This window comes from Allobosea sp. 10L422 (assembly GCF_056395345.1).
The window spans coordinates 155,367-177,560 of sequence record NZ_JBFTJI010000007.1 but is presented as its reverse complement, the minus strand read 5'-3'; the positions used below and the strand labels follow the sequence as shown (position 1 = coordinate 177,560).

25 protein-coding genes are annotated in these 22,194 nt (G+C 65.0%); 19 read left to right on the top strand and 6 right to left on the bottom strand.

The window, feature by feature from the left end:
* Positions 1-566: 566 nt before the first annotated feature.
* Complete coding sequence (locus tag AC1DEZ_RS15810) at positions 567-848, top strand: hypothetical protein (RefSeq protein WP_441510596.1); 282 nt, start codon at positions 567-569, stop codon at positions 846-848.
* Between the two features lie 420 nt (positions 849-1,268).
* On the opposite strand, the gene AC1DEZ_RS15805 is transcribed toward AC1DEZ_RS15810, so the two are convergent.
* On the bottom strand, positions 1,269-1,529 hold the full coding sequence (locus tag AC1DEZ_RS15805) for a hypothetical protein (RefSeq protein WP_441510595.1): 261 nt from the start codon (positions 1,527-1,529) through the stop codon (positions 1,269-1,271).
* A gap of 241 nt (positions 1,530-1,770) precedes the next feature.
* Here AC1DEZ_RS15805 and AC1DEZ_RS15800 point away from each other — a divergent pair, with 241 nt between their 5' ends.
* From AC1DEZ_RS15800 to AC1DEZ_RS15770, 7 genes are all read left to right on the top strand, one after another.
* On the top strand, positions 1,771-2,070 hold the full coding sequence (locus tag AC1DEZ_RS15800; RefSeq protein ID WP_476779921.1) for a hypothetical protein: 300 nt from the start codon (positions 1,771-1,773) through the stop codon (positions 2,068-2,070).
* Positions 2,071-2,246: 176 nt separating this feature from the next.
* The gene (locus tag AC1DEZ_RS15795) at positions 2,247-2,870 is read left to right on the top strand and encodes a methyltransferase family protein (protein WP_441510719.1); all 624 of its coding nucleotides are present in this window, start codon (positions 2,247-2,249) and stop codon (positions 2,868-2,870) included.
* A gap of 406 nt (positions 2,871-3,276) precedes the next feature.
* Complete coding sequence (locus AC1DEZ_RS15790; protein WP_441468576.1) at positions 3,277-3,486, top strand: cold-shock protein; 210 nt, start codon at positions 3,277-3,279, stop codon at positions 3,484-3,486.
* 139 nt (positions 3,487-3,625) lie between these two features.
* Positions 3,626-3,886: a 30S ribosomal protein S21 gene (rpsU, locus tag AC1DEZ_RS15785; RefSeq protein WP_441510593.1), complete on the top strand. Its 261-nt coding sequence runs from the start codon at positions 3,626-3,628 to the stop codon at positions 3,884-3,886.
* Positions 3,887-3,903: 17 nt separating this feature from the next.
* Positions 3,904-4,239 carry a hypothetical protein gene (locus tag AC1DEZ_RS15780; RefSeq protein WP_476779920.1) on the top strand — a complete coding sequence of 112 codons (336 nt, stop codon included), beginning with the start codon at positions 3,904-3,906 and terminating at the stop codon, positions 4,237-4,239.
* Positions 4,240-4,560: 321 nt separating this feature from the next.
* A complete protein-coding gene (locus AC1DEZ_RS15775; RefSeq protein ID WP_441510591.1) occupies positions 4,561-4,818 on the top strand; it encodes a hypothetical protein in 258 nt (85 codons plus the stop codon).
* A gap of 372 nt (positions 4,819-5,190) precedes the next feature.
* Positions 5,191-5,394 (top strand): DUF4167 domain-containing protein, encoded by a 204-nt coding sequence (locus tag AC1DEZ_RS15770; protein ID WP_441510590.1) that lies wholly within the window; start codon positions 5,191-5,193, stop codon positions 5,392-5,394.
* Between the two features lie 208 nt (positions 5,395-5,602).
* Here the strand turns inward: AC1DEZ_RS15770 and AC1DEZ_RS15765 are convergent, their stop codons facing one another.
* The gene (locus AC1DEZ_RS15765; RefSeq protein WP_476779919.1) at positions 5,603-5,920 is read right to left on the bottom strand and encodes a Dabb family protein; all 318 of its coding nucleotides are present in this window, start codon (positions 5,918-5,920) and stop codon (positions 5,603-5,605) included.
* 5 nt (positions 5,921-5,925) lie between these two features.
* On the bottom strand, positions 5,926-6,699 hold the full coding sequence (locus AC1DEZ_RS15760; protein WP_441510588.1) for a ferredoxin--NADP reductase: 774 nt from the start codon (positions 6,697-6,699) through the stop codon (positions 5,926-5,928).
* A 583-nt stretch (positions 6,700-7,282) separates the two neighbouring features.
* On the opposite strand from AC1DEZ_RS15760, the gene AC1DEZ_RS15755 reads away from it, so the two are divergent.
* Positions 7,283-9,628 carry a xanthine dehydrogenase family protein molybdopterin-binding subunit gene (locus AC1DEZ_RS15755; protein ID WP_441510718.1) on the top strand — a complete coding sequence of 782 codons (2,346 nt, stop codon included), beginning with the start codon at positions 7,283-7,285 and terminating at the stop codon, positions 9,626-9,628.
* Positions 9,629-9,686: 58 nt separating this feature from the next.
* Positions 9,687-10,802, top strand: a complete 1,116-nt coding sequence (ald, locus tag AC1DEZ_RS15750) for an alanine dehydrogenase (RefSeq protein ID WP_441510587.1) — start codon at positions 9,687-9,689, stop codon at positions 10,800-10,802.
* Between the two features lie 43 nt (positions 10,803-10,845).
* Here ald and AC1DEZ_RS15745 read toward each other — a convergent pair whose 3' ends face one another.
* The 3 genes from AC1DEZ_RS15745 to AC1DEZ_RS15735 all read right to left on the bottom strand — a co-directional run bounded on the left by AC1DEZ_RS15745 (position 10,846) and on the right by AC1DEZ_RS15735 (position 13,023).
* Positions 10,846-11,724 (bottom strand): LysR substrate-binding domain-containing protein, encoded by an 879-nt coding sequence (locus AC1DEZ_RS15745; RefSeq protein ID WP_441510586.1) that lies wholly within the window; start codon positions 11,722-11,724, stop codon positions 10,846-10,848.
* 158 nt (positions 11,725-11,882) lie between these two features.
* Positions 11,883-12,683, bottom strand: coding sequence for an aldolase (locus AC1DEZ_RS15740; RefSeq protein ID WP_476779918.1), 801 nt, complete (start codon positions 12,681-12,683; stop codon positions 11,883-11,885).
* A gap of 37 nt (positions 12,684-12,720) precedes the next feature.
* Entirely contained in the window at positions 12,721-13,023 is a 303-nt protein-coding gene (locus AC1DEZ_RS15735; RefSeq protein WP_441510584.1) for an SDR family oxidoreductase, read from the bottom strand.
* Between the two features lie 68 nt (positions 13,024-13,091).
* On the opposite strand from AC1DEZ_RS15735, the gene AC1DEZ_RS15730 reads away from it, so the two are divergent.
* From AC1DEZ_RS15730 to AC1DEZ_RS15690, 9 genes are read left to right on the top strand one after another with little or no spacing between them, the layout of a single operon-like run.
* Positions 13,092-13,571: a hypothetical protein gene (locus AC1DEZ_RS15730; RefSeq protein WP_441510583.1), complete on the top strand. Its 480-nt coding sequence runs from the start codon at positions 13,092-13,094 to the stop codon at positions 13,569-13,571.
* Positions 13,568-14,146 (top strand): peroxidase-related enzyme, encoded by a 579-nt coding sequence (locus AC1DEZ_RS15725; protein WP_441510582.1) that lies wholly within the window; start codon positions 13,568-13,570, stop codon positions 14,144-14,146. Before AC1DEZ_RS15730 ends, AC1DEZ_RS15725 begins: the two co-directional genes overlap by 4 nt.
* Positions 14,147-14,150: 4 nt before the next feature.
* On the top strand, positions 14,151-15,119 hold the full coding sequence (locus AC1DEZ_RS15720; RefSeq protein ID WP_441510581.1) for a LysR family transcriptional regulator: 969 nt from the start codon (positions 14,151-14,153) through the stop codon (positions 15,117-15,119).
* The gene (locus AC1DEZ_RS15715) at positions 15,116-16,570 is read left to right on the top strand and encodes a SidA/IucD/PvdA family monooxygenase (RefSeq protein ID WP_441510580.1); all 1,455 of its coding nucleotides are present in this window, start codon (positions 15,116-15,118) and stop codon (positions 16,568-16,570) included. Before AC1DEZ_RS15720 ends, AC1DEZ_RS15715 begins: the two co-directional genes overlap by 4 nt.
* Complete coding sequence (locus AC1DEZ_RS15710; protein ID WP_441510579.1) at positions 16,570-17,544, top strand: ABC transporter permease; 975 nt, start codon at positions 16,570-16,572, stop codon at positions 17,542-17,544. The genes AC1DEZ_RS15715 and AC1DEZ_RS15710 overlap by 1 nt, the downstream gene beginning before the upstream one ends.
* The gene (locus tag AC1DEZ_RS15705; RefSeq protein WP_441510578.1) at positions 17,541-18,440 is read left to right on the top strand and encodes an ABC transporter permease; all 900 of its coding nucleotides are present in this window, start codon (positions 17,541-17,543) and stop codon (positions 18,438-18,440) included. Before AC1DEZ_RS15710 ends, AC1DEZ_RS15705 begins: the two co-directional genes overlap by 4 nt.
* Positions 18,437-19,426, top strand: a complete 990-nt coding sequence (locus tag AC1DEZ_RS15700; protein WP_441510577.1) for an ABC transporter ATP-binding protein — start codon at positions 18,437-18,439, stop codon at positions 19,424-19,426. The genes AC1DEZ_RS15705 and AC1DEZ_RS15700 overlap by 4 nt, the downstream gene beginning before the upstream one ends.
* Positions 19,423-20,448, top strand: a complete 1,026-nt coding sequence (locus AC1DEZ_RS15695) for an ABC transporter ATP-binding protein (protein ID WP_441510576.1) — start codon at positions 19,423-19,425, stop codon at positions 20,446-20,448. Before AC1DEZ_RS15700 ends, AC1DEZ_RS15695 begins: the two co-directional genes overlap by 4 nt.
* Entirely contained in the window at positions 20,445-22,016 is a 1,572-nt protein-coding gene (locus tag AC1DEZ_RS15690; protein WP_441510575.1) for an ABC transporter substrate-binding protein, read from the top strand. Before AC1DEZ_RS15695 ends, AC1DEZ_RS15690 begins: the two co-directional genes overlap by 4 nt.
* The last annotated feature ends 178 nt before the right edge of the window (positions 22,017-22,194 follow it).

Below are 22,194 nucleotides of genomic sequence, written 5' to 3'. Positions count from 1 at the left end.
CTGCCCGGCTGAAGCTGCGGTGCCTGCGCTGCGTCGGCGACGGCTATGACAACGCTGTCGCCGAGGCGATCAACGGACTCTACACGGCCGAACTGACCCATGGACGTGAGCCACGGCGATCGGAACCCGTCTGTTGGATCGCGATGCCCCTCAGCCTGAAATCGAGGGGGCGATGAGGCCCGAGCAGCATGCCGAAACTTGGGTCTGAAGAGCCTCTCGGCCTTCGCGGGGATTACGGCGACCGCCGGAAACGCGAAAATGAACTGGTTGAGTTGCTCATTCCCGTCAGCCGGAGCCTGAAAAATGCGGATGGGAAGCGTCAGGAAAGTTCGAACTATTTCCCGCATGATCCGCCGCTCTCTGCCGCTAATCGATTGAATTTCAATCGGGTGACTGGACAATCGGCCGCTGCCCGGCCATTTGCGTCACGGCGCAAAAATAAGGCTCGCTGTCCGTTGATCTCCTGGCGCATGCCCTATGCTCGTGCATCTTACCACTTCCAGCGGCAGCGGGCGGATTCCAGGGGCCTGTGAGCATTCGGCAAGCTGCGGGCCAAGAAGGCGAAAATGTCTAAACGTACAAAATCCAAAGCTCTCGACACCGAGTTCACGATGTTCGATGTCGTTTACGAAGACGGATCGAGAACCTCCAACCGGCGCGTGCCCACATCCTTGCTCGGTGGCCTGGACGGCGACGAGCCCGCGCGAACGACGATTATGGAGCAGGATCGCGCGATATCCGAGCGGTCCGGCAAGCCACCTTTGGCAATAGCGACGATCGCACGGTCCACTAAGGCGGCAGTCGAGCAGGACAAGCGCAAGGATGACCGCAAGAAGCGCTCGGCGTGACAGGGCGGGCCAACGCACATCAAGCGACACCACGGCGAGGCGGCTGTCGTTCGTCTACGTGTCGAAGTTGATCGCCGCGTCGCGCTGACAGCCGCTGACGGAAGGGCCCGAAAAGGGCCGTCCAGCCCAGTCCCCAGATCCCCCGACGCGCAAGAATGGATGCAAACACCGCAAGGAACGCGGTTGGCCTTTCCTGAGCGGCGCAGCTATCGGATGTTCGGTGTCAGGCACCTCCGGCGGCAAAAGTCACGCCGATGCGCCTTTCGCGGCCAGACGTCGATTTTCGCTGTGGCCGGGGGGCTTTGTGATCACCGGCTTCGCGCTCCTCGGGCCGGGTGGTTAGCCGTCGCCGCACGAGGGGGCTGCCGACAGCTTCTGAGAATGGCGGCGATCGAGCAGCTCATGTCGCCGAGAGGAGCGTCAGCCGGCGCCTTCGTCAGCGCCATTCACATCATAGCCACGGGTCACCCCATATTCGCTGGAGGACCCTCGCTTTTCATCCAGCCGGTACCCCGTCGCGGCCAGGCCGCGACGAAGCAGCTCGCGGACAGCGGCTGCGCGACTCGGCATTCGGTTATTGAACCGAAAATCCTCGAGGGCTGCGAGTTCCTCGCTATCGACCATGATCTGCAAGCGCTCGCCTCGCGCGAGATCATTGCCCTTCGCGGTGCTCTCAGACATCAGACTTACTCATTTGCTGCTGTTGCCTCATTATAGGTAGAATGCCCATGAAGCGATTTTGTTTCAAGAGAGCCGACCTGACACTGTTGCTAAAGAAGCGCCGCTATCTGTCATTAAGCTGTTGAATATATTTGATTTTTGTTGATTTCCGCAGGTTTCTGCCGTACGTTTGGGGGAGGGCAGTATGCGCAGAATTTCTGCGCGCTCGCTTGCGGCCCCCTAATCACTGACTGGCGAGCCCATGAAACCGACAATCGAGGCGTACACCCTGGCCATGCCTTGGTACGAGCCGGAGGATTTCCAGCAGCTTTGGGAACTCGCCCACGATCGTGACGAGATGCCTTCCGATTACGAGACCTGGCATCGGAATGCCGTCGCCGTCATGAATGCGTGGCTCGCAAGAGGCCGGGCGCTGGAAATCGTTACCGTTCGGCCAGCCGAGTTTCTGGCGTGGCTCGCGGAGGCCGGCCTTCCGAACACGGCCGAGACACGCCGCAGCTATGTCGAGCAGCGTGCGAGCCATTGTCACGACGTGGCTTGAACGGTCGGTCCGCGACGTGCCTTCCTTCGGCTGAAGGAGTGCGCGAAACGCGGGCGTTGGCCTATGCGCCGGTAGGGCCGCGGTGACGGGCGGATCATGCGCAGCGGTATTTCGTCTCCTCTGACATGGTATGATTGGGGATGCCAATCTCGGCGTATCTCCAGGCCGTCTTGTTCGTGGTCGCTGCGGCCATCGCATTGTTTGCCGCCGCCGGTACGGTCGCCATTCCGGGCTTTTGGGCGTATCTGGCAATCATTGCCGTCGTCGTGATCGCTTCATTCGCGGCGCTCGATCCGGACCTCCTGCGCGAACGCATGCGGCCTGGCGGCGGCAAGCCGCCGCTCGCACTGCGGGCCTTTTCACTGGTTCTGTTCGTGCACTGGGTCGTTGCCGGGCTCGATCGCGGCCGATTCCATTGGAGCGACGACTTGCCTGGCTGGCTGCAGGCGATTTGCCTGAGCGCGGTCGCGGGCGGTTACGCCCTGGCGCTTTGGGCAATGCGCGTGAACCGCTTCTTCTCCTCGGTCGTTCGCATCCAGACCGACCGTGGTCACCACGTGGTCACCACCGGCCCTTACGCCTTCGTCCGCCATCCCGGATATGCCGCCGGAATCCTGATTCTGCTGGCAAGCGGACCAGCACTCGGGTCGTGGCTCGCAGCCGCGCTCGTCGCCATTTTCAGCCTGCCGTTTCTGCTCTATCGCACGATCACGGAGGATCGAGTTCTTCAGGCAGCGCTCGCAGGCTACGCGAACTACGCTGCGCGGGTTCGGTGGCGGCTGATCCCTGGCATTTGGTGAAGGCTACAGCTGCCCGGGCTGACATTGGTGAACACAGGCATTCGGCCAAACCAAGTTCGGCCTCAACGCTGCTTGAGCGTGCGTGCCAGGCGTGCCCGCCGCTCCACAGGCGGCCAGTCCAGGGAGGCTCCGATGGCGAGTGGCAGTCCGGATCGGCCCCGCTCTCGCCACGAGGCCGGCTCGTTTTCGACCGAGTGGGCAGTCACCCGATAATGTTCCGAGAATACTGATGCGAATCGGCACTCATTTGACAATGCGCTCGCCAAACACCATCTTAGAGGAATCGATCTAGGCCGAACGAATTGGCCCCGCGCACCATCGCGCTTTGCTGACGAACTTCCTGCTCAAATCGAGACATGCGTTGCATTCCGCAGCGTGTGAGCGGTCGCTTTTACAGGAGGTCAGCATGGCCAGCGGCACAGTCAAATGGTTCAACACCGATAAGGGCTTTGGCTTCATTCAGCCGGAAGATGGCGGCCAGGATGCCTTCGTCCATATCAGCGCCGTCGAGCGGGCAGGGCTGCGCACGCTCCGGGAAGGCCAGAAGGTCTCCTATGAGCTGGTGCAGGACAAGCGCTCCGGGAAGGTCTCTGCGGATAACCTGCAGGCCGAGTGAGCTGAGATGCCGTCTGGCGCGGCAATCGAGATATGCGGCGACCGCGGATGCACCGGCGCCGTACGATTGAGCGACGGATGGCCACGGAGGGTCGGGATCAACCCGGCCCTTTTTTGTTTTCACCAGAAGGGAAGTTCGAATGCAGGTTCTTGTCCGCGACAACAATGTCGATCAGGCGCTCCGTGTTCTCAAGAAGAAGATGCAACGCGAAGGCGTGTTCCGTGAAATGAAGGCGCGCCGCTCATACGAGAAGCCGTCTGAACGGCGCACCCGCGAGAAGGCGGAAGCCATTCGCCGCGCTCGCAAGGCTGCTCGCAAGCAGGCCCAGCGTGAAGGATTGCTGCCGGCTCCGAAGCGCGTGGAGCGGCCCGCTCGTCCGGCGCGGCCTGCGCTGGCATAATAAGCGAGGTTTGTGGCTTGGGCTTCGATCTGCAGAATGTCGCCGATCGCCGGACCAGCCCGACCACTGCCAAACAGGCGCGGTTGCAGCGCTTCGAGACACGCCCCAACGGCGATGAGACGCTCTGGGTCCGGCGCGGGGCCGAGCGGCAGGCGGAGAAGACGGCCGGGCTCGCCGATACGGAGCGCCTCCCAGCGGCCGAACGTGAGCGCATCGCCCGGCCGAGCCGCCGAGAGGGGCGTGTGCGCCATGCCCCGCGACGGGCTGAACTGTCGTGGGTCGGCGTCGAGCGGCCTCGGAACGCCCCGCTCGAAACCGTTCGATCACTGCAGGAACGCGCTGCGCGGGAATGACGCTCGCGCTTTTGGCATCGCGCGGGCAGGAAGGAGTTAGCCGATGTCGGATAACAGGATCTCGCCGGAAGAGGCCCGACTACGAGCCCAGAGCAGGGCGACGCTGGCAGCGCAACGTCGCGCCGAGGCTGAAACCGCTCTTGACGCGTTGCGCAAGGAACAGATCGCCATTCGCGAGCGAACGGCGAGATTGCGAGCACAGCGGCTCGCCAAGGAGGCCGCCGACGCCAAGGCAGCTGGCGAAGCTGCAATGCAACCGAAGCCAAAGCGCAGCGCACGGACGAAACCGACTTCTCCCTGATCGTGAAGCAGGAGGTGGTTATGGATACGACAGTTCGCCCGAATCTATCCAATCGATGGGGCGTCACCGACCTGCTGGAGCGCTCGGTCTGCTCGATCGTCCGCGATCCTCATGACCAGTTCTGGATCGTCCTGACCATCGACGAGCTTCCACGGATGGTTGACGTGTTGCGTGGACCTTTCGAGGCGATCGATGGCGCGATGACTGCCATCGGGAAGAACCTGCATGGTTCCTGCCGGCACGGTGCAGCTGTCAGGCCTGCGAATTATTTCCCCTGACGCAGCTGCGGCAACTTCAAACGGCCACAATGGTTCACTAGAAGGTTTCATCGACCGAGCTATTCGGCTGGCCTCGCCGCGACAGGCGCGTTGCCCGATTTTTTACTCTTTCGACAATCGAACGCCGTTTCGCAGCTTACCGCTGCCTGCATTCTGCACGGCAGCCTTACAGGCAGCGCGGACAAGCCGCGCGCCACTGGAACCATATGAAAAATACGACTCGATACGAACATAAGAAATTGCGCGTAGCCGTCACGGCCTTGCAGCCATTGCCTCCGAAAGCTTCATCAAGCTGGAAGCCCGAACCTTGTGGCCTCTCGCGCGAAGAATTGCGCAAAATCGTCGCGCGGATCATGGGCTGAGGAGAAAGCCATGGACCTCCAACACCGCAAGCTGCCGGCTGGCGATATACGCAATCGGGCAGGGCGAGCGGCGGATTTGGATATTCGGGCGCATTTCGAGCGCGCCATGGGCTCCGCGCGAAAGCGTGAAGCGACAGGCGATCGCGTTGAAGCTGAACGCTTCTATCAGCAGGCGGATCATTTTCGCCGCTTGCTGAACCGCACAGCCGCATAGGAGGCGCGGCGCGCCTCCGACAGAAATCGATGCGGCCTCGTCCAAGGCGTGGGCCGGATCACCCCTGCGGTTCGACCGCATGTGCCTTCACTGTCGGTAGGGACGCGCGACGCGATCGAAGTCCTTCGGTCACGGGCAAGCGGCCCCACCATCGGACCAGCGGCCCCCGTCGGCACCCGAAGCTTGAAGGGGCGCCGCGGCCGGCGTTTCAGCGGGCGACCGCAGGTTCCGTCGTCGCCTCGGCGATTACGTAATCCGCAGCAAGCCTCAACTCACGCAGGGGCCGCACCCGTCTTATCGCTTCGGCATAGAGCTCGTGGGCCTTGTACGCCGCGAGGGCTGCGTGATCCGCGAATTCGCCGTAAACGACGATGTCGACTTCGGAACTCAGCGGATCCGACTTCCGATTTTTGGCAATCTCGAGCCTGAGGGCATGAGGGATGCCTGTCAGGATCGACAGGCCTCTGCGAATCGCCTCGATATTCTCCGGAGCCTTGGCGCTGAAAAATACGATGTGCCGGATCATGGCGGCTACTTCTCGACAAAAGCCTTTTCGATCACGTAGTCGCCCGGCTCCCCGTGATTGCCCTCGTGCAGGCCATGCGCCGCGAAGATCGATTTCAGATCGGCCAATAATTGCGGCGAGCCGCAGAGCATGAAGCGATCATTGCGTGGATCGAAGCCCGGCTGCCCGATATCTGAAAAGAGCTGGCCGGAGGTCAGCAAGTCGGTGATGCGTCCGCGATTGCGGAACGGCTCGCGAGTCACCGTCGGGTAGTAGACGAGCTGTTTGCGGATCATGTCGCCGAGGAATTCGTCCTGCGGCAACTGGCTCTGAATCCGCTCGCCATAGGCCAGCTCCGCGACCTGCCGGCAGCCATGCACGAGCACGACGCTCTCAAAGCGCTCATAGGTCTCGGGGTCGCGGATCAGCGAGAGGAAGGGTGCGAGGCCGGTTCCGGTGCCAAGCAGGAAAAGGCGCTTGCCGTCACGGAGATTGTCGAGGACGAGCGTGCCCGTCGCCTTCTTGCCGACGACGATAGGATCGCCGACCTTGAGGTTCTGGAGCCGCGACGTCAGAGGCCCGTTCGGTACCTTGATCGAGAAGAATTCCAGGCACTCGTCATAGTTGGTGCTCGCGACGCTGTAGGCCCGCAGCAACGGCTTCTCGTCGACCTTGAGTCCGATCATCGTGAACTGGCCGTTCTTGAAGCGGAATGCCGCGTCGCGAGTCGTCGTGAAGCTGAACAGCGTATCGGTCCAGTGATGAACGCTGAGAACCTGCTCCTCGTAGAAATTGCTCATCGGACCGCTTTTTCCTTGGCGACGATTCTTGTTTTGCTCGGCTTATCGGCGGCGTTTGATAAGCAGATTTGGCCATCGGAATCAACGGTGGCAATTTTATTCTAAAGAAACCTCTTTTGACATAAATCATTATTTGTAGAAGCGCTTTCGTATAGAATTTTGCTTGCGTCGCGCGCAGCCGATGCCGTCCGTCGATGCGGACGATAAATGGCTTCGGCTGCCCTCCGAAACGCGCTCCTGCGTCGAACAGGCTCGTCAACCGCGAACATGATCGCTGCCGGCGCAGCATGCTGTGGAAGTTGAACATTGCAGACCGTGCGTCGGATCGGCGCAGTATCAGGTTACGTCATTGGCGCTTCCACAAGGGCAAAGCTTCAGGTCGCGTCGCGCCGCGCTATCCGACACGGTCAATGGAGCCATGCCGCAGCCCCAGGCGCCAATTCGATCCGGCACGCATATGGTTGTGCGCCGTCGGGTCCGCCGCTCGCAATGAGGTGGCGCCGCGCGAGGTCGAAGGCAAAGGCAGCTATCTGCCTGAGCCAGCGCCTCGGTTTCTGTTCGATAGTGGTGCCTTGCGATGAATATGCATGTGTCTCGGGTCGATCGCGCGACCGGCCGCGTCGGAATTGGCCAGTCTGTCCCGCGCAACGAGGATGCCGCGCTGGTCCGCGGTCAAGGGCGCTACACCGACGATCTTGCGCTGGAAGGACAGCTCTACGCGGCTTTCGTCCGAAGCCCGCATGCGCATGGCGTCATTCGCGGCATCGATACCGAAGCTGCGAAAGCGATGAAGGGTGTCGTCGCGGTCTACACGGCCGATGATCTGGAGGGGCAGAACTACGGATCGCTGAAATGCCAGGTGGACCTGCCGAACCGGGACGGGACCGCGATGAGGAAGCCGGTCCGCAAGGCACTTGCCGCGGATAAGGTGCGCTTCGTCGGCGACCCCGTGGCGATGGTCGTGGCCCGCACGGCGCAGCAGGCGCGCGATGCCGCCGAGGCCATATCGCTGGATATCGACATCCTGCCCGCCGTCACCTCGGTGGAGGCGGCGCTTGCCCCGGACGCGCCGCAGCTGTTCGATGAGGTTCCCGGCAACCTCATCCTCGACTACCATTTCGGCGACGCTGCGAAGGTCGCGGCGGCCTTTGCCAAGGCCGCGCATGTCACGCGGGTGCAGATCGTCAACAACCGCATCATCGTGAATCCGATCGAGCCGCGCGCCGCGATCGGTACCTATGACCGCAAGACGAAGCGTTACACGCTCCACGCCCCGAGCCAGGGCGCTTTCGGCATGCGCAACAACCTGGCGGCGGCGATGGGTGTCCCGCATGACCGGATGCACTTGCTGACCGGCCATGTCGGCGGCTCCTTCGGCATGAAGTCGGCCGTGTTCCCGGAATATGTCGTGCTGCTACATGCGGCGCGGCTGCTGAATAAGCCGGTGAAATGGACCGACCAGCGGTCCGAGAGCTTCGTTTCCGACCATCACGGCCGCGACATGATCTTCGAGGCCGAGCTCGCCCTCGATGCGCGCGGGCGGTTCCTGGCGACGCGCTTCACCGGCACCGGGAATATGGGCGGTTATCTCTCGCCCCCCGGCCCAATGATGGCCACGCTGAACATCGGCAAGAACAGCGTCGGCATGTACCGCACGCCGCTGGTGGAGGTGCAGACGCGCTGTGCCGTCACCAATACCGTGCCGATCGCGGCCTATCGCGGCGCCGGACGCCCCGAGGGTAACTATTTCATGGAGCGGCTGATCGATACCGCGGCCCGGGAAATGGGCATCGACCGGGCTGTCCTCAGGCAGCGCAACCTGATTGCGCCGAAGCAATTGCCGTGGAAGACCCCGATCGGGACCGTCTATGACAGCGGCGACTTCCCGGCGCTCTTCGCGCGGGCGCTGGAGGCCGCCGACTGGAAGGGCTACCGGACGCGCGAGCGCGCCAGCCGCAAGGCCGGCAAGCTGCGCGGCCGCGGGATCGGCTGCTATCTCGAAGTCACCGCCCCTCCGACCAACGAGATGGGCGGCATCCATTTCGAGCCGGACGGAACGGTCACCATCGTGACCGGGACGCTCGACTATGGGCAGGGACACTGGACGCCCTTCGCCCAGGTCCTGACGAGCCAACTGGGCGTGCCCTTCGAGAAGATTCGCCTCGTTCAGGGGGACAGCGATCGACTGATCGCCGGCGGCGGCACCGGTGGCTCGAAATCGATCATGGCGAGCGGCTCGGCGATCATCGAGGCGAGCCTGCTCGTCATCGAGAAAGGCAAGCTGCTGGCCGCGCACTTCCTGGAGGCCGGTGTCGCCGATATCGAATTCGCCGATGGCCGCTTCGGCATCGCTGGCACCGACCGCTCGGTCGGCATCATGGAGCTCGCCCGCAAGCTGCAGGCGGGCGCAGCCTTGCCCGATGACCTGCCGCGGGCGCTGGATGTCGACCATGTCTTCAAGGCGGCGCCCTCGGCCTATCCCAATGGCTGCCACATCGCCGAGGTCGAGATCGATCCCGATACCGGGCATGTCGAGATCGCGAGCTATGTTATGGTCAACGACTTCGGGGTGCTGGTGAATCCGATGATCGTCGAGGGGCAGCTCCATGGCGGGGTCGTGCAGGGCATCGGCCAGGCGATCTGCGAAATGACCTCCTATGACGAAAGCGGCCAGCTGATGACCGGCTCCTACATGGATTATGCGATGCCGCGCGCGGCGGACGTGCCCTTCTTCACCTTCATCAGCGAGGGCGTGCCGACCCGAACCAATCCTGTCGGCGCCAAGGGCTGCGGGGAGGCCGGATGCGCCGGTTCCCTGCCTTCGGTGATGAATGCGATCGTCGATGCACTCTCGCCCCATGGAGTGCGCCATATCGACATGCCGGCGACGCCGCAGACCATCTGGAGAGCCATTCACTCGCGTTCTTAGTCCCGCGCCGGCACCGGCGCGCGACTAGCCAAGCTCCAACCATAACGAGGAGGAAGCAATGCGCGTCGGTGTACCCAAGGAGATCAAAGTCCACGAATACCGGGTCGGGCTGACCCCGGAAGCCGTGCGCGAATACACCGCAGCGGGCCATGAAGTCCTTGTCGAGACAACCGCCGGAGCCGGCATTTCTGCACCCGACACGGCCTATGAGGCCGCGGGCGCCAGGGTCGTTGCGAATGCAGCAGAAGTCTTCGCGAGGGCCGACCTGATCGTGAAGGTCAAGGAGCCGCAGCCGTCGGAGTGGGTGCAGCTCCGCGAGGGACAAATCCTGTTCACCTATCTGCACCTCGCCCCTGATCCAGAGCAGACGGCCGGGCTCCTGAAGTCGGGGGTCACGGCAGTCGCCTACGAAACCGTGACCGACAAGGCCGGCGGCCTGCCATTGCTGGCGCCCATGAGCGAAGTGGCAGGCCGGCTTTCGATCGAGGCTGCAGGGGCCTGCCTGCAGCGGCATGCTGGGGGGCGCGGCGTGCTGATCGGCGGTGTGCCGGGGGTGCCTCCGGCGCGCATTGCGATCATCGGAGGCGGTGTCGTCGGCACTCACGCGGCGCGCATGGCGGCGGGCCTGGGAGCGGATCTGGTGATTCTGGACCGGTCCCTGCCGCGGCTCAGGCAGCTCGACGAGCACTTCGGCGGCAGGGCGCGGACACGCTATTCCACGCTCCATGCGATCGAGGAAGAGGTCCTCGCCGCGGATGTCGTCATTGGTGCGGTGCTCATCCCCGGCGCGGCCGCGCCGCGCCTGGTGTCGCGCTCCCAGCTGTCCAGGATGAAACGCGGTGCGGTCCTCGTCGACGTCGCAATCGACCAGGGCGGTTGTTTCGAAACCTCCCATCCGACGACGCATGCGGACCCGACCTTCGAAATCGACGGCGTGATCCATTACTGCGTCGCCAACATGCCGGGTGCCGTGCCGCTGACGTCGAGCTACGCGCTGAACAATGCGACATTGCCCTTCGGCTTGGCGTTGGCCGCAAACGGTCTGGATGCGATCCGCAACGATCCGCATCTCGCCGCGGGCCTCAACGTGCATCGCGGCCAGATCACCAACGCTCAGGTCGCGGAGAGCCTGCGCCTGCCGTACACGCCCGCGCAAGCTGCGCTTGCCGCCTGACGGTGCGAGCCAGCGCATGGCTCGCTTTCGCAAGCCCAGGTTATCAGCGCGCTTCCATGAGACAGCCTATGAAATCGCGTACAAGCTGCGATTTAGGCCGGTCGGGCGGCAGGATGAGGAAGCTGCGGCTCAGCACCGGCGGCTCGAAGGGCCGCAGCACGAGGCGACTTTGATCATGGCCCGCGATCGCGTAAGGACTGATCAGCCCGACGCCTACCCCCTGTGCCACCAGCGCGCAAACGGTGGCGGCGTAGATCGTCTCGACGACGACACGCGGCGGCACTGCTCCTGCCTCTGACATGATCATGTCGAAGCGCTGCCGGGCGCGATCTTCCGGAACATAGGCGACGAAATCGATGCCGGACAGATCGTGGGGGCCGATCGTCTCCCGCGAGGCGAGGGGGTGGCCGAGCGGGATGGCGCAAAGGGCGCGCGGCTGGACGAAGACCTGGTGGACGACCCCGGTGACATCGATCTCGTCGGCGGCAAGACCGACATCGTAGATGCCGGCAGCCACTCCATCCCGGACGTCGCGCGAGGGCAGGACCATAAGCGTGACGGTCGCATCCGGGCGCAATTGGCGAAAGCGCAGAACGGCGTTCGGAACGATCGAAGAACTCAGCGCCGAGAGGGTGGCGACGCGAAGTTGACCGGCACCATAGTCGCGAATACGTGCCGCGCTGGCGCGCAGCCGGTCCATCCCGCGGAAGTTCGCCTCGACCTCCGCGAAGAATGTGCGTCCCTCCGGAGTCGGCACGATGCGGTTGCGCACCCGGTCGAAGAGGGCAAAGCCCAGCGACTTTTCGAGCTCGGCTATCAGCCGGCTGACACCGGGCTGGGTGACGCCCAAAATCTCCGCGGCTCGCGAGACCGTGCCCGCCTTCATCACGGCGGCAAATACCTCGATCTGTCGGCTGTTCACATTCGGTCCACCCAGCGCATCCTATTCACGTAGGTGCTCGTACATGCCGAGCACAAGCGGAGATCCTCCCAGGCTCCGCGGTGGCGGCATTTGGATGCTCTTTCCAGATCCAGGCGTCGCCGTTGCCCGACATGCTGCGGTGCCGCGCCAGTTTGCCGCTAATGACGATATTGCGGCTCCTCCAGATCAAGCTGCCGCCGAATGGATGCGAGATGAAGCCGGGCTGACTCGGGATCTCCCTCGCGCATCTGTCGATACTTGGCTTCGGCGATATCGGACGGGACGGATCTGACCGGGCGGCCGGTCGACATGGCCAGAACCTGGACCTGTGCTGCGCGTTCCAGATAGTAGAGGTCGTCCCAGGCTTCCGCGACATTGGGAGCCAGCACCATCACCCCATGATTGCGCATGAACACGATATCCGCGTGGCCCACCGCGTTGGCTATGCGTGCGCCCTCCCCATGATCGAGCGCCAGCCCGTTGTAATCGCTGTCGACGACCGTGCGACCGTAGAATTTCAGAGCGGTCTGGCCGGCCCAAATAAGCGGATCGCCCTCGGTCATGCTCAGCGCAGTCGCGTAGGGCATATGCGTATGGAAGGCCACCTTGGCCCGAGGAACGCGCCTGTGAATCTCCGCGTGGATGTAGAAGGCCGTCGCCTCAGGCTGGCCATCGCCCGCGATGACATTCCCTTCGAAATCGCAGATCAGAAGCTCGGAGGCGGTGATCTCGCGAAAAGCCCTTCCGTAGGGATTGACGATGAAGAGATCATCGTGCCCGGGCACCACGGCCGAGAAGTGATTGCAGATGCCTTCTTCGAAGCCGTGGCGCGCCGCGGCGCGAAAGCAGGCTGCCAGATCTTCCCGAACCGTCCGGATCGCCTCCGAGGAGAAGTCCGGACGATTGTCCTGGGTCCGCACGGCCGCCGGCGTGAACTTGGGGTTGAGGCTGTGGGCCATCGCAAATCCTCTAAGGCGTTTCGGGTACGAAGGTCGTTCAGCGGCGCTCATGCCAGCATTTTTCGTACCATATCCAGGCGTGCTGGCCAGTGCCGAGCCGAGCTGCATCATCCGCGGGAAACGCGGTCGCGGCATCGACATCGTCGATGGCGAACAGTTCGCGAGCGGGAATCTCGCGGCTGGTCTTCTCCAGCAGGAGTGTCGATCCGGGAGTGCCCGAAGCGGTGCGTGTCGAGGGCGGGCCGGCTGCAATCGCGTGCACGCGGATCCCACGGGTCTGGCGCGCAGCGCGCGGGCACGGCCGCGCCCTTGCATACCGACAGCGATCGATCCTTGACATAGCGCAAACGGCGGGCTTCATTCGTTATAAGCATTAACTCGATAAGTTGATGCATGAAGGGAATTGCTATGACCCAGACCGTCGGTCCCGAGGCGTCTCCCTGGCTCGAAGCGGAAGCTCTGACCGCGGCGCACGCGCGCGCCAACATCATCGAGATGAGCCGCCAAGCCGAAGCCGCGGTAATCCAGCCGCGGGATCCCGGTGGGTTTCCAGCTCAGTGGCGCACGGCGATGGCCGCGCGCATCGCAACCCTCAATGGCCAGACGAAACTGGCCTCGCACTACCTCGCGGCGATTGCCGAGCCGGCTGTCCGCAATCTCGCCGATCCGGCTCAGACCAGCAGCGACGCGCGGGAACGGGCTGCCATCGCCTTTATGGACAAGGTCGCAGCCGAGCCACGTGCGGTCGTCTCCGAGGATATCGAGAGGCTGAAGGCAGCCGGCGTCGCGGAGGCCGACATCGTGCGCCTTTGCGAGCTCAACGCCTTTATGAGCTACCAGTGCCGGGTCTTCGCCGGGCTCGCTGTCCTCAAAGGAGCTGTGGCATGAGCCGGATCGTCCATCGCTTCACCCGCACCGTTCCTGAATGGCAGCCGCGGGTCACCCCGGTCGATCTGGCCAGCGCCACTCCCGAGCAACGCGACGCGCTGAAGATCACGCCGTCGAACACCAAGGTCTCGGATTATGTGCTGGTCCTGGCGCATGATCCGGAGACGCTGTCGGTACGCTCGCCGCTGTTCAACGCGATCATGTACGATCCGGGCGGCATGAGCCGGGCCGAGCGGGAGCTCGGTGCCATCGGCGCCTCGATCGTCAATCGCTGCATCTACTGCGCAGCCGTGCACGCCTCCCGCCACGCACAGCTCAGCAAGGACACCGCCGTCACCGACGAGCTCTTCGCGCGTGGCGAGCAGGCACAGCTCTCGCCGCGCGACCAGGCGATCTTCGACTTTTCGGTCAAGCTCTCGCAATCGCCGCCGGCGGTCACTGAAGCGGATGCCGCCAAGCTGCGCGAGGCCGGCATCAGCGAGGCCGAGGCTGTCGACCTCATCCTGTCAACGGCGCTGTTCGGCTGGGCCAACCGGCTGATGCACGTGCTCGGCGACCCCGTCCGCAACGACTGACGCGATGAGCCGCCTCAAGACCCTCGAGGCGTATCTGCAGGTTGCCTCCCTGGGCAGCGTCACCGCTGCCGCGCGCCATCTCGGCGTGTCGCAGCCTTCGGTGAGCCGCATGATCCAGGAGCTCGAGCGCGACCTCGGCCAGCCGCTCTTCGAGCGCGCCGGCCAACGGCTGGTCCTAACGCCGAAAGGCGTGGTGCTGCGCGACGATGTCGAGCGGGCGCTGGCCGGTTTCGTCAATCTCTGGGAGCGTGCCCGCGAAGTCGTCGGCGAGTCCGAGCCGCCCATCAGTGTGGCGGCGGTGTCGGCGCTGGCCTTCGGGCTGCTGACCGGTGCCTGGAAGGCGCTCGGATGCCTCGACGAGCCGCCGCGGCTCGCGATCGAGGTCGAGAATCCCGACCGCGTCCAGAACGCCGTGATGTCCGGCACGGCCCAGATCGGCGCGACCAGCGCGCCCCTGCTGCATCGCGACCTGACCGTCGAATGGCTGGGCACCGCACCTTGCGTGCTGGCCGTGCCCGAAGGCGACGCTCTGGCGCGTCTCGAAGGCCCGGTGGAGCTGCGAGCGCTGGCCGGGCGCAGCCTCGTCGGGATGTCGATGCGCCGCGGAGTGCCGGCGCGCATTCGCGCAGCTCTCAACGCGGCCGGTGTCGATGTCCGCGTCCGCGTCCGCACGACCTCGACGATCAATGCGCTCTCCTTCATCGAGGCCGGAGCGGGCGTGGCGATCGTCGAGCCGCTGACATTGACCGGCCGCCCGACGCCGGGCGTCCGCATCCTGCCGCTGGCGACGCCGATCCCCTATTGCTTCGGGGTGGTGACGGCACGCGGCGTCGCCGTCCCCGACAAGGTCCGCGAGCTGATCGCGGCGCTGCAGATGGTGGCACAGCAGCGGCTGGACGATTTCACCCTGATCCCGCCCGAGGAGCACCACGCCCTCCTCGCTTCGCTGACCAAACAGGAGACGCGGCTGTGACAGCCGATCAAGGCAAGGTTCCCGAAGGGCTGGCAGCGCTGAACCGCCGCGTCGCCCGTGAGCTTGAGTTGCTGACCCTTCCGGCAGCGCCCTGGGTTCCGCAGCGCGACATTGCGGGCGAGCCGCTGCTCGACGTCGCGATCATCGGCGCCGGCATGGCCGGGCTGGCCGCCGCCGGGGCGCTCCGCAACATCGGCCTGCGTGCCGTCAACTTCGACCGCCGGCCGAAGGGCTTCGAAGGACCATGGGCAACGACGGCGCGCATGGAGACGTTGCGTTCGCCCAAGACCCTGACCGGGCCGGCACTCGGCATTCCGTCGTTGACCTTCCGCGCCTGGTTCGAAGCTCAGTTCGGCGCCGAGGATTGGGAACGGCTCGACAAGATCCCGCGGCTGATGTGGATGGACTATCTGCGCTGGTTCCGCGACGTGCTGCGTCTCGATGTCCGCAACGATCACGACATCGCTGCGATCCATCTGGGAGCGGACTACGCGACGCTGGAGATCGACGCGGCCGGGAAGCGGCAGCGCGTGCGGGCGCGCCATGTCGTGCTGGCCACGGGGCGCGACGGGCTCGGCGGTCCCTTCGTGCCGGCGATCGCCGACAGCCTGCCGCGCGAGCGCTGGGCGCATTCCTCAGACGCGAACGACTATGCCGCGCTGCGTGGCAAGCGCGTCGCCGTAGTGGGCGCCGGCGCCTCCGCGATGGACAGCGCAGGCACCGCGCTGGAGGCGGGGGCGGAGCGCGTCGACCTGCTGATCCGCCGCCGCGACATTCCGCGCATCAACCGCGGCAAGGGCATGGGCCATCCCGGTTCGATCGCGGGCTACCGCTATCTGCCCGACGATTGGAAATGGCGGATCAACAGCTACATCGCTCGCGAGCAGGTGCCGCCGCCGCGTGCGAGCGTGCTGCGCGTCTCGCGGTATCCCAACGCCTTTTTCCGTCAGGGCACGGCGTTGCATTCCGCACGGATGGACGGCGACGAGATCGTCGTCGAGACCAGCGCGGGTACGATGCGCTTCGATTTCATCATCTTCTCGACTGGTTTCCGGGTCGACTGGGACAATCGCCCCTTCCTCGCCGAGATCGCGGCGAGCGCCCGGCTGTGGAGCGATCGCGGCGTGCCCGCCGATGCCGATGCGGGTCTCGGTTCTCTGCCCGATCTCGGCACCGCCTTCGAGTTCCAGCCGAAGATTCCAGGTGCCTGCCCCGGCCTCGAACGCGTCCATTGCTTCTGCTATCCGGCGATGATGTCCCACGGAACCGTATCGGGCGACATTCCGGCGATCAGCGACGGCGCCGTGCGGCTGTCGCAGGCCGTCGCGGCGCGACTGTTCGTCGAGGATGTCGAGGCGCATTTCGCGCGTGGCCAGGAGTATTCCGAGCCGGAAATCTTCGGCGACGAGTGGGAGCCGATCCTGCCCGAACAGGCCGCGGTACCGGTCTGATGCTCGGCTGGCTGCTCCAGCGCATCGCGCAGGCGCTCCTCGTCGTGGTGGCGATGTCGCTCGTCGTGTTCCTGGGCATGCACGCCATCGGCAATCCCGCCGACATCCTGCTGGCTCCGGATGCGACGCAGGCCGACAGGGCCGCGCTCGTGGCGCAGCTCGGCCTCGACCGGCCGCTCTGGCAGCAATATCTCAGCTTCGCAGGCAGTGCCCTGCAGGGCGATCTCGGCCGCAGCTTCGTCTACAACGTCCCGGCCGTGACGCTCATCCTGCAGCGCCTGCCGGCGACGCTTGAACTCGCCATCGCCGCGACGGTCTTCTCGGTCATTCTCGGCGTGCCGCTCGGGCTCTATGCCGGGCTCTACCCGGAACGCCGGCTCTCCAAGCTGATCACGACGGGCAGCATCCTCGGCTTCTCGCTGCCGACCTTCTGGGTAGGCCTCCTGCTGATCATGACCTTCAGCGTCTATCTCGGCTGGCTGCCGGCGAGCGGGCGCGGCACCACGGTCCGTTTCCTGGGCGCGGACTGGTCCTTTCTGACCTTGAACGGCTGGCGGCACATGCTCCTGCCGGCGATCAACCTGTCGCTCTTCAAGGTCTCGCTGGTGATCCGGCTGACACGGGCCGGGGTGCGCGAGGTGCTGCCGCTCGACTATGTCCGCTTCGCGCGGGCCAAGGGGCTGCGCCGCGGCCGGATCATGACGATGCATATCCTGCGCAACATCATGATCCCGCTGGTGACGGTGCTCGGGCTCGAGCTCGGCTCGACCATCGCCTTCGCGGTGGTCACCGAGAGCATCTTCGCCTGGCCGGGCTCGGGCAAGTTGATCCTCGACAGCATCAACGCGCTCGATCGGCCGGTGGTGATGGCCTACCTGCTGGTGGTGGTGACGCTCTTCGTCATCATCAACCTCGTCGTCGACATCCTCTACCGCATCCTCGACCCGCGCGTTCGCGAGGAGGCCTCGACATGACGAGCGTTCCCGCCGCCACCGCCCGCCGACCGGCCGTCAATGCGCTCAGCCGTTTCCTGCGCGCGCCCACGGCTGTCATTGGCCTTGGCCTGCTGACGCTGCTGATTCTGGGCGCGGTCTTCGCCGCGCAGATCGCCCCGCAGAACCCGTTCGACCTCGCTGCCATCGATGTGCTCGACGCAAGGCTACCGCCCGGCTCGGCTTCCTCGGGCGCCGATCTCACCTACTGGCTCGGTACCGATGGACAAGGCCGCGACCTGTTCTCTGCTATCCTCTACGGGTTGCGGACCAGCCTGACCGTCGGCGTCGGCTCGGCCGTGCTGGCGGGTATCCTCGGCATCATGCTCGGGTTGATCGCGGCCTGGAGCGGTGGCTTCGTCGACGCGCTGATCATGCGGCTCGTCGACCTCTTGATGTCGCTGCCCTCGATCCTGATCGCCCTCTTGATGCTTGCGCTGCTGGGCCGGGGCATCGGCAATGTCGTGCTGACGCTGGTGCTGCTGGAATGGGCCTATTACGCCCGCACCGCCCGCGCCCAGGCGCTGGTCGAGCGCAAGCGCGATTATTTCGAGGCGGCGCGGGGGCTGGGCCTGCCGACCTCGCGCATCCTGCTGCGCCATGTCTTGCCCAACTGCCTGCCGCCGCTGCTCGTCATCGCCGCCTTGCAGGTGGCGCGCGCCATCACGCTGGAGGCGACGCTCTCCTTCCTCGGCCTCGGCGCACCGGTGACGCAGCCCTCGCTCGGCCTGCTGATCGCCAACGGCTTCCAGTTCATGCTCTCGGGCGAATATTGGATCAGCTTCTTCCCCGGGGTGACGCTGCTGCTGGCGATCGTCGCGATCAACCTCGTCGGCGACCGCCTGCGCGAGGTGCTCGATCCGAGGGCGCTGAAATGAGCGCGCCGCTGCTCGAAGTCCGCAATCTGCGCACCCGTTTCCACACTGATCGCGGCGATCTCGACGCCGTGCGCGACGTCTCCTTCACGCTGCGGGCGGGACAGACGCTCGGCCTCGTCGGCGAAAGCGGCTCGGGCAAGTCCGTGACGGGCTTCTCGATCATGGGGCTGATCGATCCGCCCGGCCGGGTTGTCGACGGCGAAATCCTGTTCAACGGCCGGGATCTGACGCGGCTCGACGAGGAGAGCCTGCGTCGCCTACGCGGCAATCGCATCGCCATGGTCTTCCAGGACCCGATGATGACGTTGAACCCGGTGCTGCGGATCAGCACGCAAATGATCGAGACGATCCGGGCGCATGAGGCCGTCGACGCGGCGACGGCCCGCGTCAGAGCGCGGGACATGCTGGGCACCATGGGCATCCCGAGCCCGGAAGCGCGGCTCGATGCCTATCCCCACCAGCTCTCGGGCGGCATGCGCCAGCGCGTCTCCATCGCCATCGCGCTGATCAACCGGCCCGATCTGATCATCGCCGACGAGCCGACGACCGCCCTCGACGTCTCGATTCAAGCGCAGATCCTGGCCGAGGTGCAGCAACTGACACGCGAGAGCGGCACGGCGCTGCTCTGGATCACGCATGATCTCTCGGTCATCGCCGGCATCGCCGATGAGATCGCGGTGATGTATGCCGGCCGCATCGTCGAGCAGGGCCGCGTCGATGCCGTGCTGGACAATCCCCGCCATCCCTATACGGCCGGGCTGATCGGCAGCCTGCCGGGAGCGAGCGCACCGGGCTCGATGCTGGTCCAGATACCCGGCACAACGCCGGACATGGTCGCCCCGCCTGATGGCTGCGCCTTCGGGCCGCGCTGCGCGCGCCGTGCCGATGATTGCGCGCGGCAGCCCGCCTTCACGCAGGGCGCGCACAAGCTGCGTTGCTTCCACCCTCTCACAGGCCCGGCTTCGCTTGCCGAGGTAGCGGCATGACGACGACCGCTTCTTATTCGGCCCCCGCGCTTGAGACGCGCGACCTGAGCCGCCGCTTCGGCCGTGCGGACGGGCTTGCTGTAAAGCTGCATCTCGCCAAGCGTCAGCCTGTCATCCATGCGCTGGACGGTATCGACCTCACCATCCCGACCGGCGAATTCGTCGGTCTCGTCGGCGAATCCGGCAGCGGCAAGTCGACGCTTGGGCGCATCGCCGCCGGGCTACTGCCGCCGAGCGGCGGCGATGTCCGCGTCTTCGGGCGCGATCCGCGGGGTGACCGCTCGGTTCATCGCGACGTGCAGCTCATCTTCCAGGACCCGCAGGCGAGCTTGAACCCGCGCATGCGCGTCGCCGCGGCGATCGGCGAGGCGCCTCTCGTCCACGGCATCGTCGGTCGCTCCGAGCTCGACGATTATGTCTGCGCGCAGATGCGGCGGGCCGGGCTCGACCCGGTCTATCGCCAGCGCTTTCCGCACCAGTTCTCCGGTGGACAGCGCCAGCGTATCTCGATCGCCCGCGCGCTCGCCATGCAGCCGCGCTTCCTGGTCTGTGACGAGTCCGTCGCCTCGCTCGACGTCTCCATCCAGGCGCAGATCCTCAACCTGTTCATGCAGCTCCGGCGCGATCTGGACCTGACCTACCTGTTCATCAGCCATGATCTGCGCGTGGTGCAGCACATCGCCGACCGCGTCGTCATCATGTATCTCGGCCGCATCGTCGAGGATGCGCCGGCGCGGCAGTTCTTCGCCCACCCCAACCACCCCTATACGCAGGGCCTGCTCGCCGAAATTCCCGATCTCAAGCAGCGGCGGCGGGTCTATGCTCCCGTTAAAGGCGAGATCCCGAGTCCGGCCGCGCCGCCGCCCGGCTGCCATTTCCATCCGCGCTGCCCGGCCGCTTTCGACCGCTGCCGCGTCGAGAAACCCGCCCTGCGCGAGATCGCGCCGGGCCATCGTTCCGCCTGCCACCTCAACGATACGCCCGCGGTCCAAGCCCGCGCGCTAACAGGAGTGATCGGATGACGACCAAACTGAGCACGCTTGCCCTGTCCGCGGCGCTGATCGTCGCCGCTGGGACCGCCTCGGCGGAAGACCTGCGCATCGGCTTCGCCGACCCGGTCTCCGCGATCGACCCGCAGCTCAACAACTATGCCGGCGACCACTCGGTTGCGCAGCATTTCTTCCCCGCCATCGTCGCGCAGAAGACGATCGGCGGCATGGCTCCCGGTCTCGCCTCGGCCTGGAAAAGCACCTCGCCCACGACCTGGGAATTCAAGATCCGCGACAAGGCGGTCTGGACCGACGGCAAGCCGGTGACGGCGGAGGACATCGCCTTTTCCTATGAGCGCGCCCAGAACGTGCCGGGCTCGGTCGCGAGCTTCAAGAGCTTCCTGCGCAGCGTCGCCAAGGTCGAGGTCAAGGACCCGCAGACGCTGGTGATCACCACCAAGGAACCCGACCCGCTGCTGCCGATCAACATCTCCAGCATCTACATCGTCAGCAAGCATATCGGCCAGACGGCGACGACCGACGACTACAACAGCGGCAAGGCGATGGTAGTCGACGGCCCCTATGCCTTCGTCAGCTATACGCCGGGCGACCGCATCGAGATGAAGCGCAACGACACCTACTGGGGCGACAAGGCCGAGTGGGACAAGGTGAGCTATCGCTATATCGCCAACCCCGCGGCGCGCACCGCCGCGCTGCTCTCGGGCGATGTCGATATGATCGACAAGGTCTCCTTCTCCGACATCGAGAAGCTGGAGAAGAATCCCAAGGTCAAGGTCTGGTCCTATCCCGGCCTGCGCGCGCTGATCCTGCAGCCGAGCTTCAACCCGGCGCCGTCCAAGTTCATTACCGACAAGGCCGGCAAGCCGCTCGACAAGAACCCCCTGCTCGACCAGCGTGTCCGCCAGGCTCTCAACATGGCGATCAACCGAGAGGCCATCGCCGACCGCGTTGCGCGCGGCGGCGTGACGGTCGCGACGCAGTGGATGCCGGCAGACACCTTCGGGTACAATCCCGACTACGCCAAGATCGCGGTTGATCCGACCAAGGCCAAGGCGCTGCTGGCCGAGGCCGGCTATCCCAACGGCTTCAAGCTGACCATGCATGTGCCGGGCGAGCGCTATCCGCTGGCGCCCGAGACCGCGCAGGCCGTCGCGCAATTCTGGACCCGCATCGGCGTCGAGACGCAGGTCGAGGTCGTTCCCTTCCCGGTCTATGTGACCGGCGCCAACAAGAACGAATATGCGATGAGCATCGTCGGCTGGGGCAACGGCACGGGCGAGGGCACTTATGCCATGACCTCGATCCTGGCGACGGTCGACCCGGCCAAGGGGCTGGGAGCCTCGAACTGGGGCCGCTACAGCAATCCGAAGCTGGATGAGGCGCTCGCCAAGGCCGGCGCCGAATTCGACGATCCCAAGCGCGAGGCGATCATCAAGGACGCCGTCAAGGTGGTGATGGACGATGTCGGGATCATCCCGCTCTACCATTACAAGAACATCTGGGCGAGCCGGCCGGACCTGAAGGTCGTGCCCTGGAACAGCGACCGCACCGTCGCCATGCAGGTTAGCAAGGCGAAGTGACTTCGGAGCCCGCCTTGCGAGGTCAGCCTTCATCCAAGGGAACTCGGACGTCATCCCGGACAAGCGGCGAAGCCGCACCGATCCGGGATCCATCGTAGAGCTCCGCAGCCCTTCGATGGATCCCGGCTCAAGGCCGGGATGACATCGTGGTTCCACTCTCAAACACGGTCCGGACTTA

Coding starts and splice junctions, on each gene's coding strand:
- AC1DEZ_RS15810 (WP_441510596.1), top strand. CDS start 567: ATGTCTAAACGTACAAAATCCAAAGCTCTCGACACCGAGTTCACGATG.
- rpsU (WP_441510593.1), top strand. CDS start 3,626: ATGCAGGTTCTTGTCCGCGACAACAATGTCGATCAGGCGCTCCGTGTT.
- AC1DEZ_RS15805 (WP_441510595.1), bottom strand. CDS start 1,529: ATGTCTGAGAGCACCGCGAAGGGCAATGATCTCGCGCGAGGCGAGCGC.
- AC1DEZ_RS15765 (WP_476779919.1), bottom strand. CDS start 5,920: ATGATCCGGCACATCGTATTTTTCAGCGCCAAGGCTCCGGAGAATATC.
- AC1DEZ_RS15720 (WP_441510581.1), top strand. CDS start 14,151: ATGAGCCGCCTCAAGACCCTCGAGGCGTATCTGCAGGTTGCCTCCCTG.
- AC1DEZ_RS15740 (WP_476779918.1), bottom strand. CDS start 12,683: ATGGCCCACAGCCTCAACCCCAAGTTCACGCCGGCGGCCGTGCGGACC.
- AC1DEZ_RS15690 (WP_441510575.1), top strand. CDS start 20,445: ATGACGACCAAACTGAGCACGCTTGCCCTGTCCGCGGCGCTGATCGTC.
- AC1DEZ_RS15735 (WP_441510584.1), bottom strand. CDS start 13,023: ATGTCAAGGATCGATCGCTGTCGGTATGCAAGGGCGCGGCCGTGCCCG.
- AC1DEZ_RS15695 (WP_441510576.1), top strand. CDS start 19,423: ATGACGACGACCGCTTCTTATTCGGCCCCCGCGCTTGAGACGCGCGAC.
- AC1DEZ_RS15775 (WP_441510591.1), top strand. CDS start 4,561: ATGGATACGACAGTTCGCCCGAATCTATCCAATCGATGGGGCGTCACC.
- AC1DEZ_RS15800 (WP_476779921.1), top strand. CDS start 1,771: ATGAAACCGACAATCGAGGCGTACACCCTGGCCATGCCTTGGTACGAG.
- AC1DEZ_RS15770 (WP_441510590.1), top strand. CDS start 5,191: ATGGACCTCCAACACCGCAAGCTGCCGGCTGGCGATATACGCAATCGG.
- AC1DEZ_RS15755 (WP_441510718.1), top strand. CDS start 7,283: ATGCATGTGTCTCGGGTCGATCGCGCGACCGGCCGCGTCGGAATTGGC.
- AC1DEZ_RS15700 (WP_441510577.1), top strand. CDS start 18,437: ATGAGCGCGCCGCTGCTCGAAGTCCGCAATCTGCGCACCCGTTTCCAC.
- AC1DEZ_RS15725 (WP_441510582.1), top strand. CDS start 13,568: ATGAGCCGGATCGTCCATCGCTTCACCCGCACCGTTCCTGAATGGCAG.
- AC1DEZ_RS15790 (WP_441468576.1), top strand. CDS start 3,277: ATGGCCAGCGGCACAGTCAAATGGTTCAACACCGATAAGGGCTTTGGC.
- AC1DEZ_RS15710 (WP_441510579.1), top strand. CDS start 16,570: ATGCTCGGCTGGCTGCTCCAGCGCATCGCGCAGGCGCTCCTCGTCGTG.
- AC1DEZ_RS15730 (WP_441510583.1), top strand. CDS start 13,092: ATGACCCAGACCGTCGGTCCCGAGGCGTCTCCCTGGCTCGAAGCGGAA.
- ald (WP_441510587.1), top strand. CDS start 9,687: ATGCGCGTCGGTGTACCCAAGGAGATCAAAGTCCACGAATACCGGGTC.
- AC1DEZ_RS15760 (WP_441510588.1), bottom strand. CDS start 6,699: ATGAGCAATTTCTACGAGGAGCAGGTTCTCAGCGTTCATCACTGGACC.
- AC1DEZ_RS15705 (WP_441510578.1), top strand. CDS start 17,541: ATGACGAGCGTTCCCGCCGCCACCGCCCGCCGACCGGCCGTCAATGCG.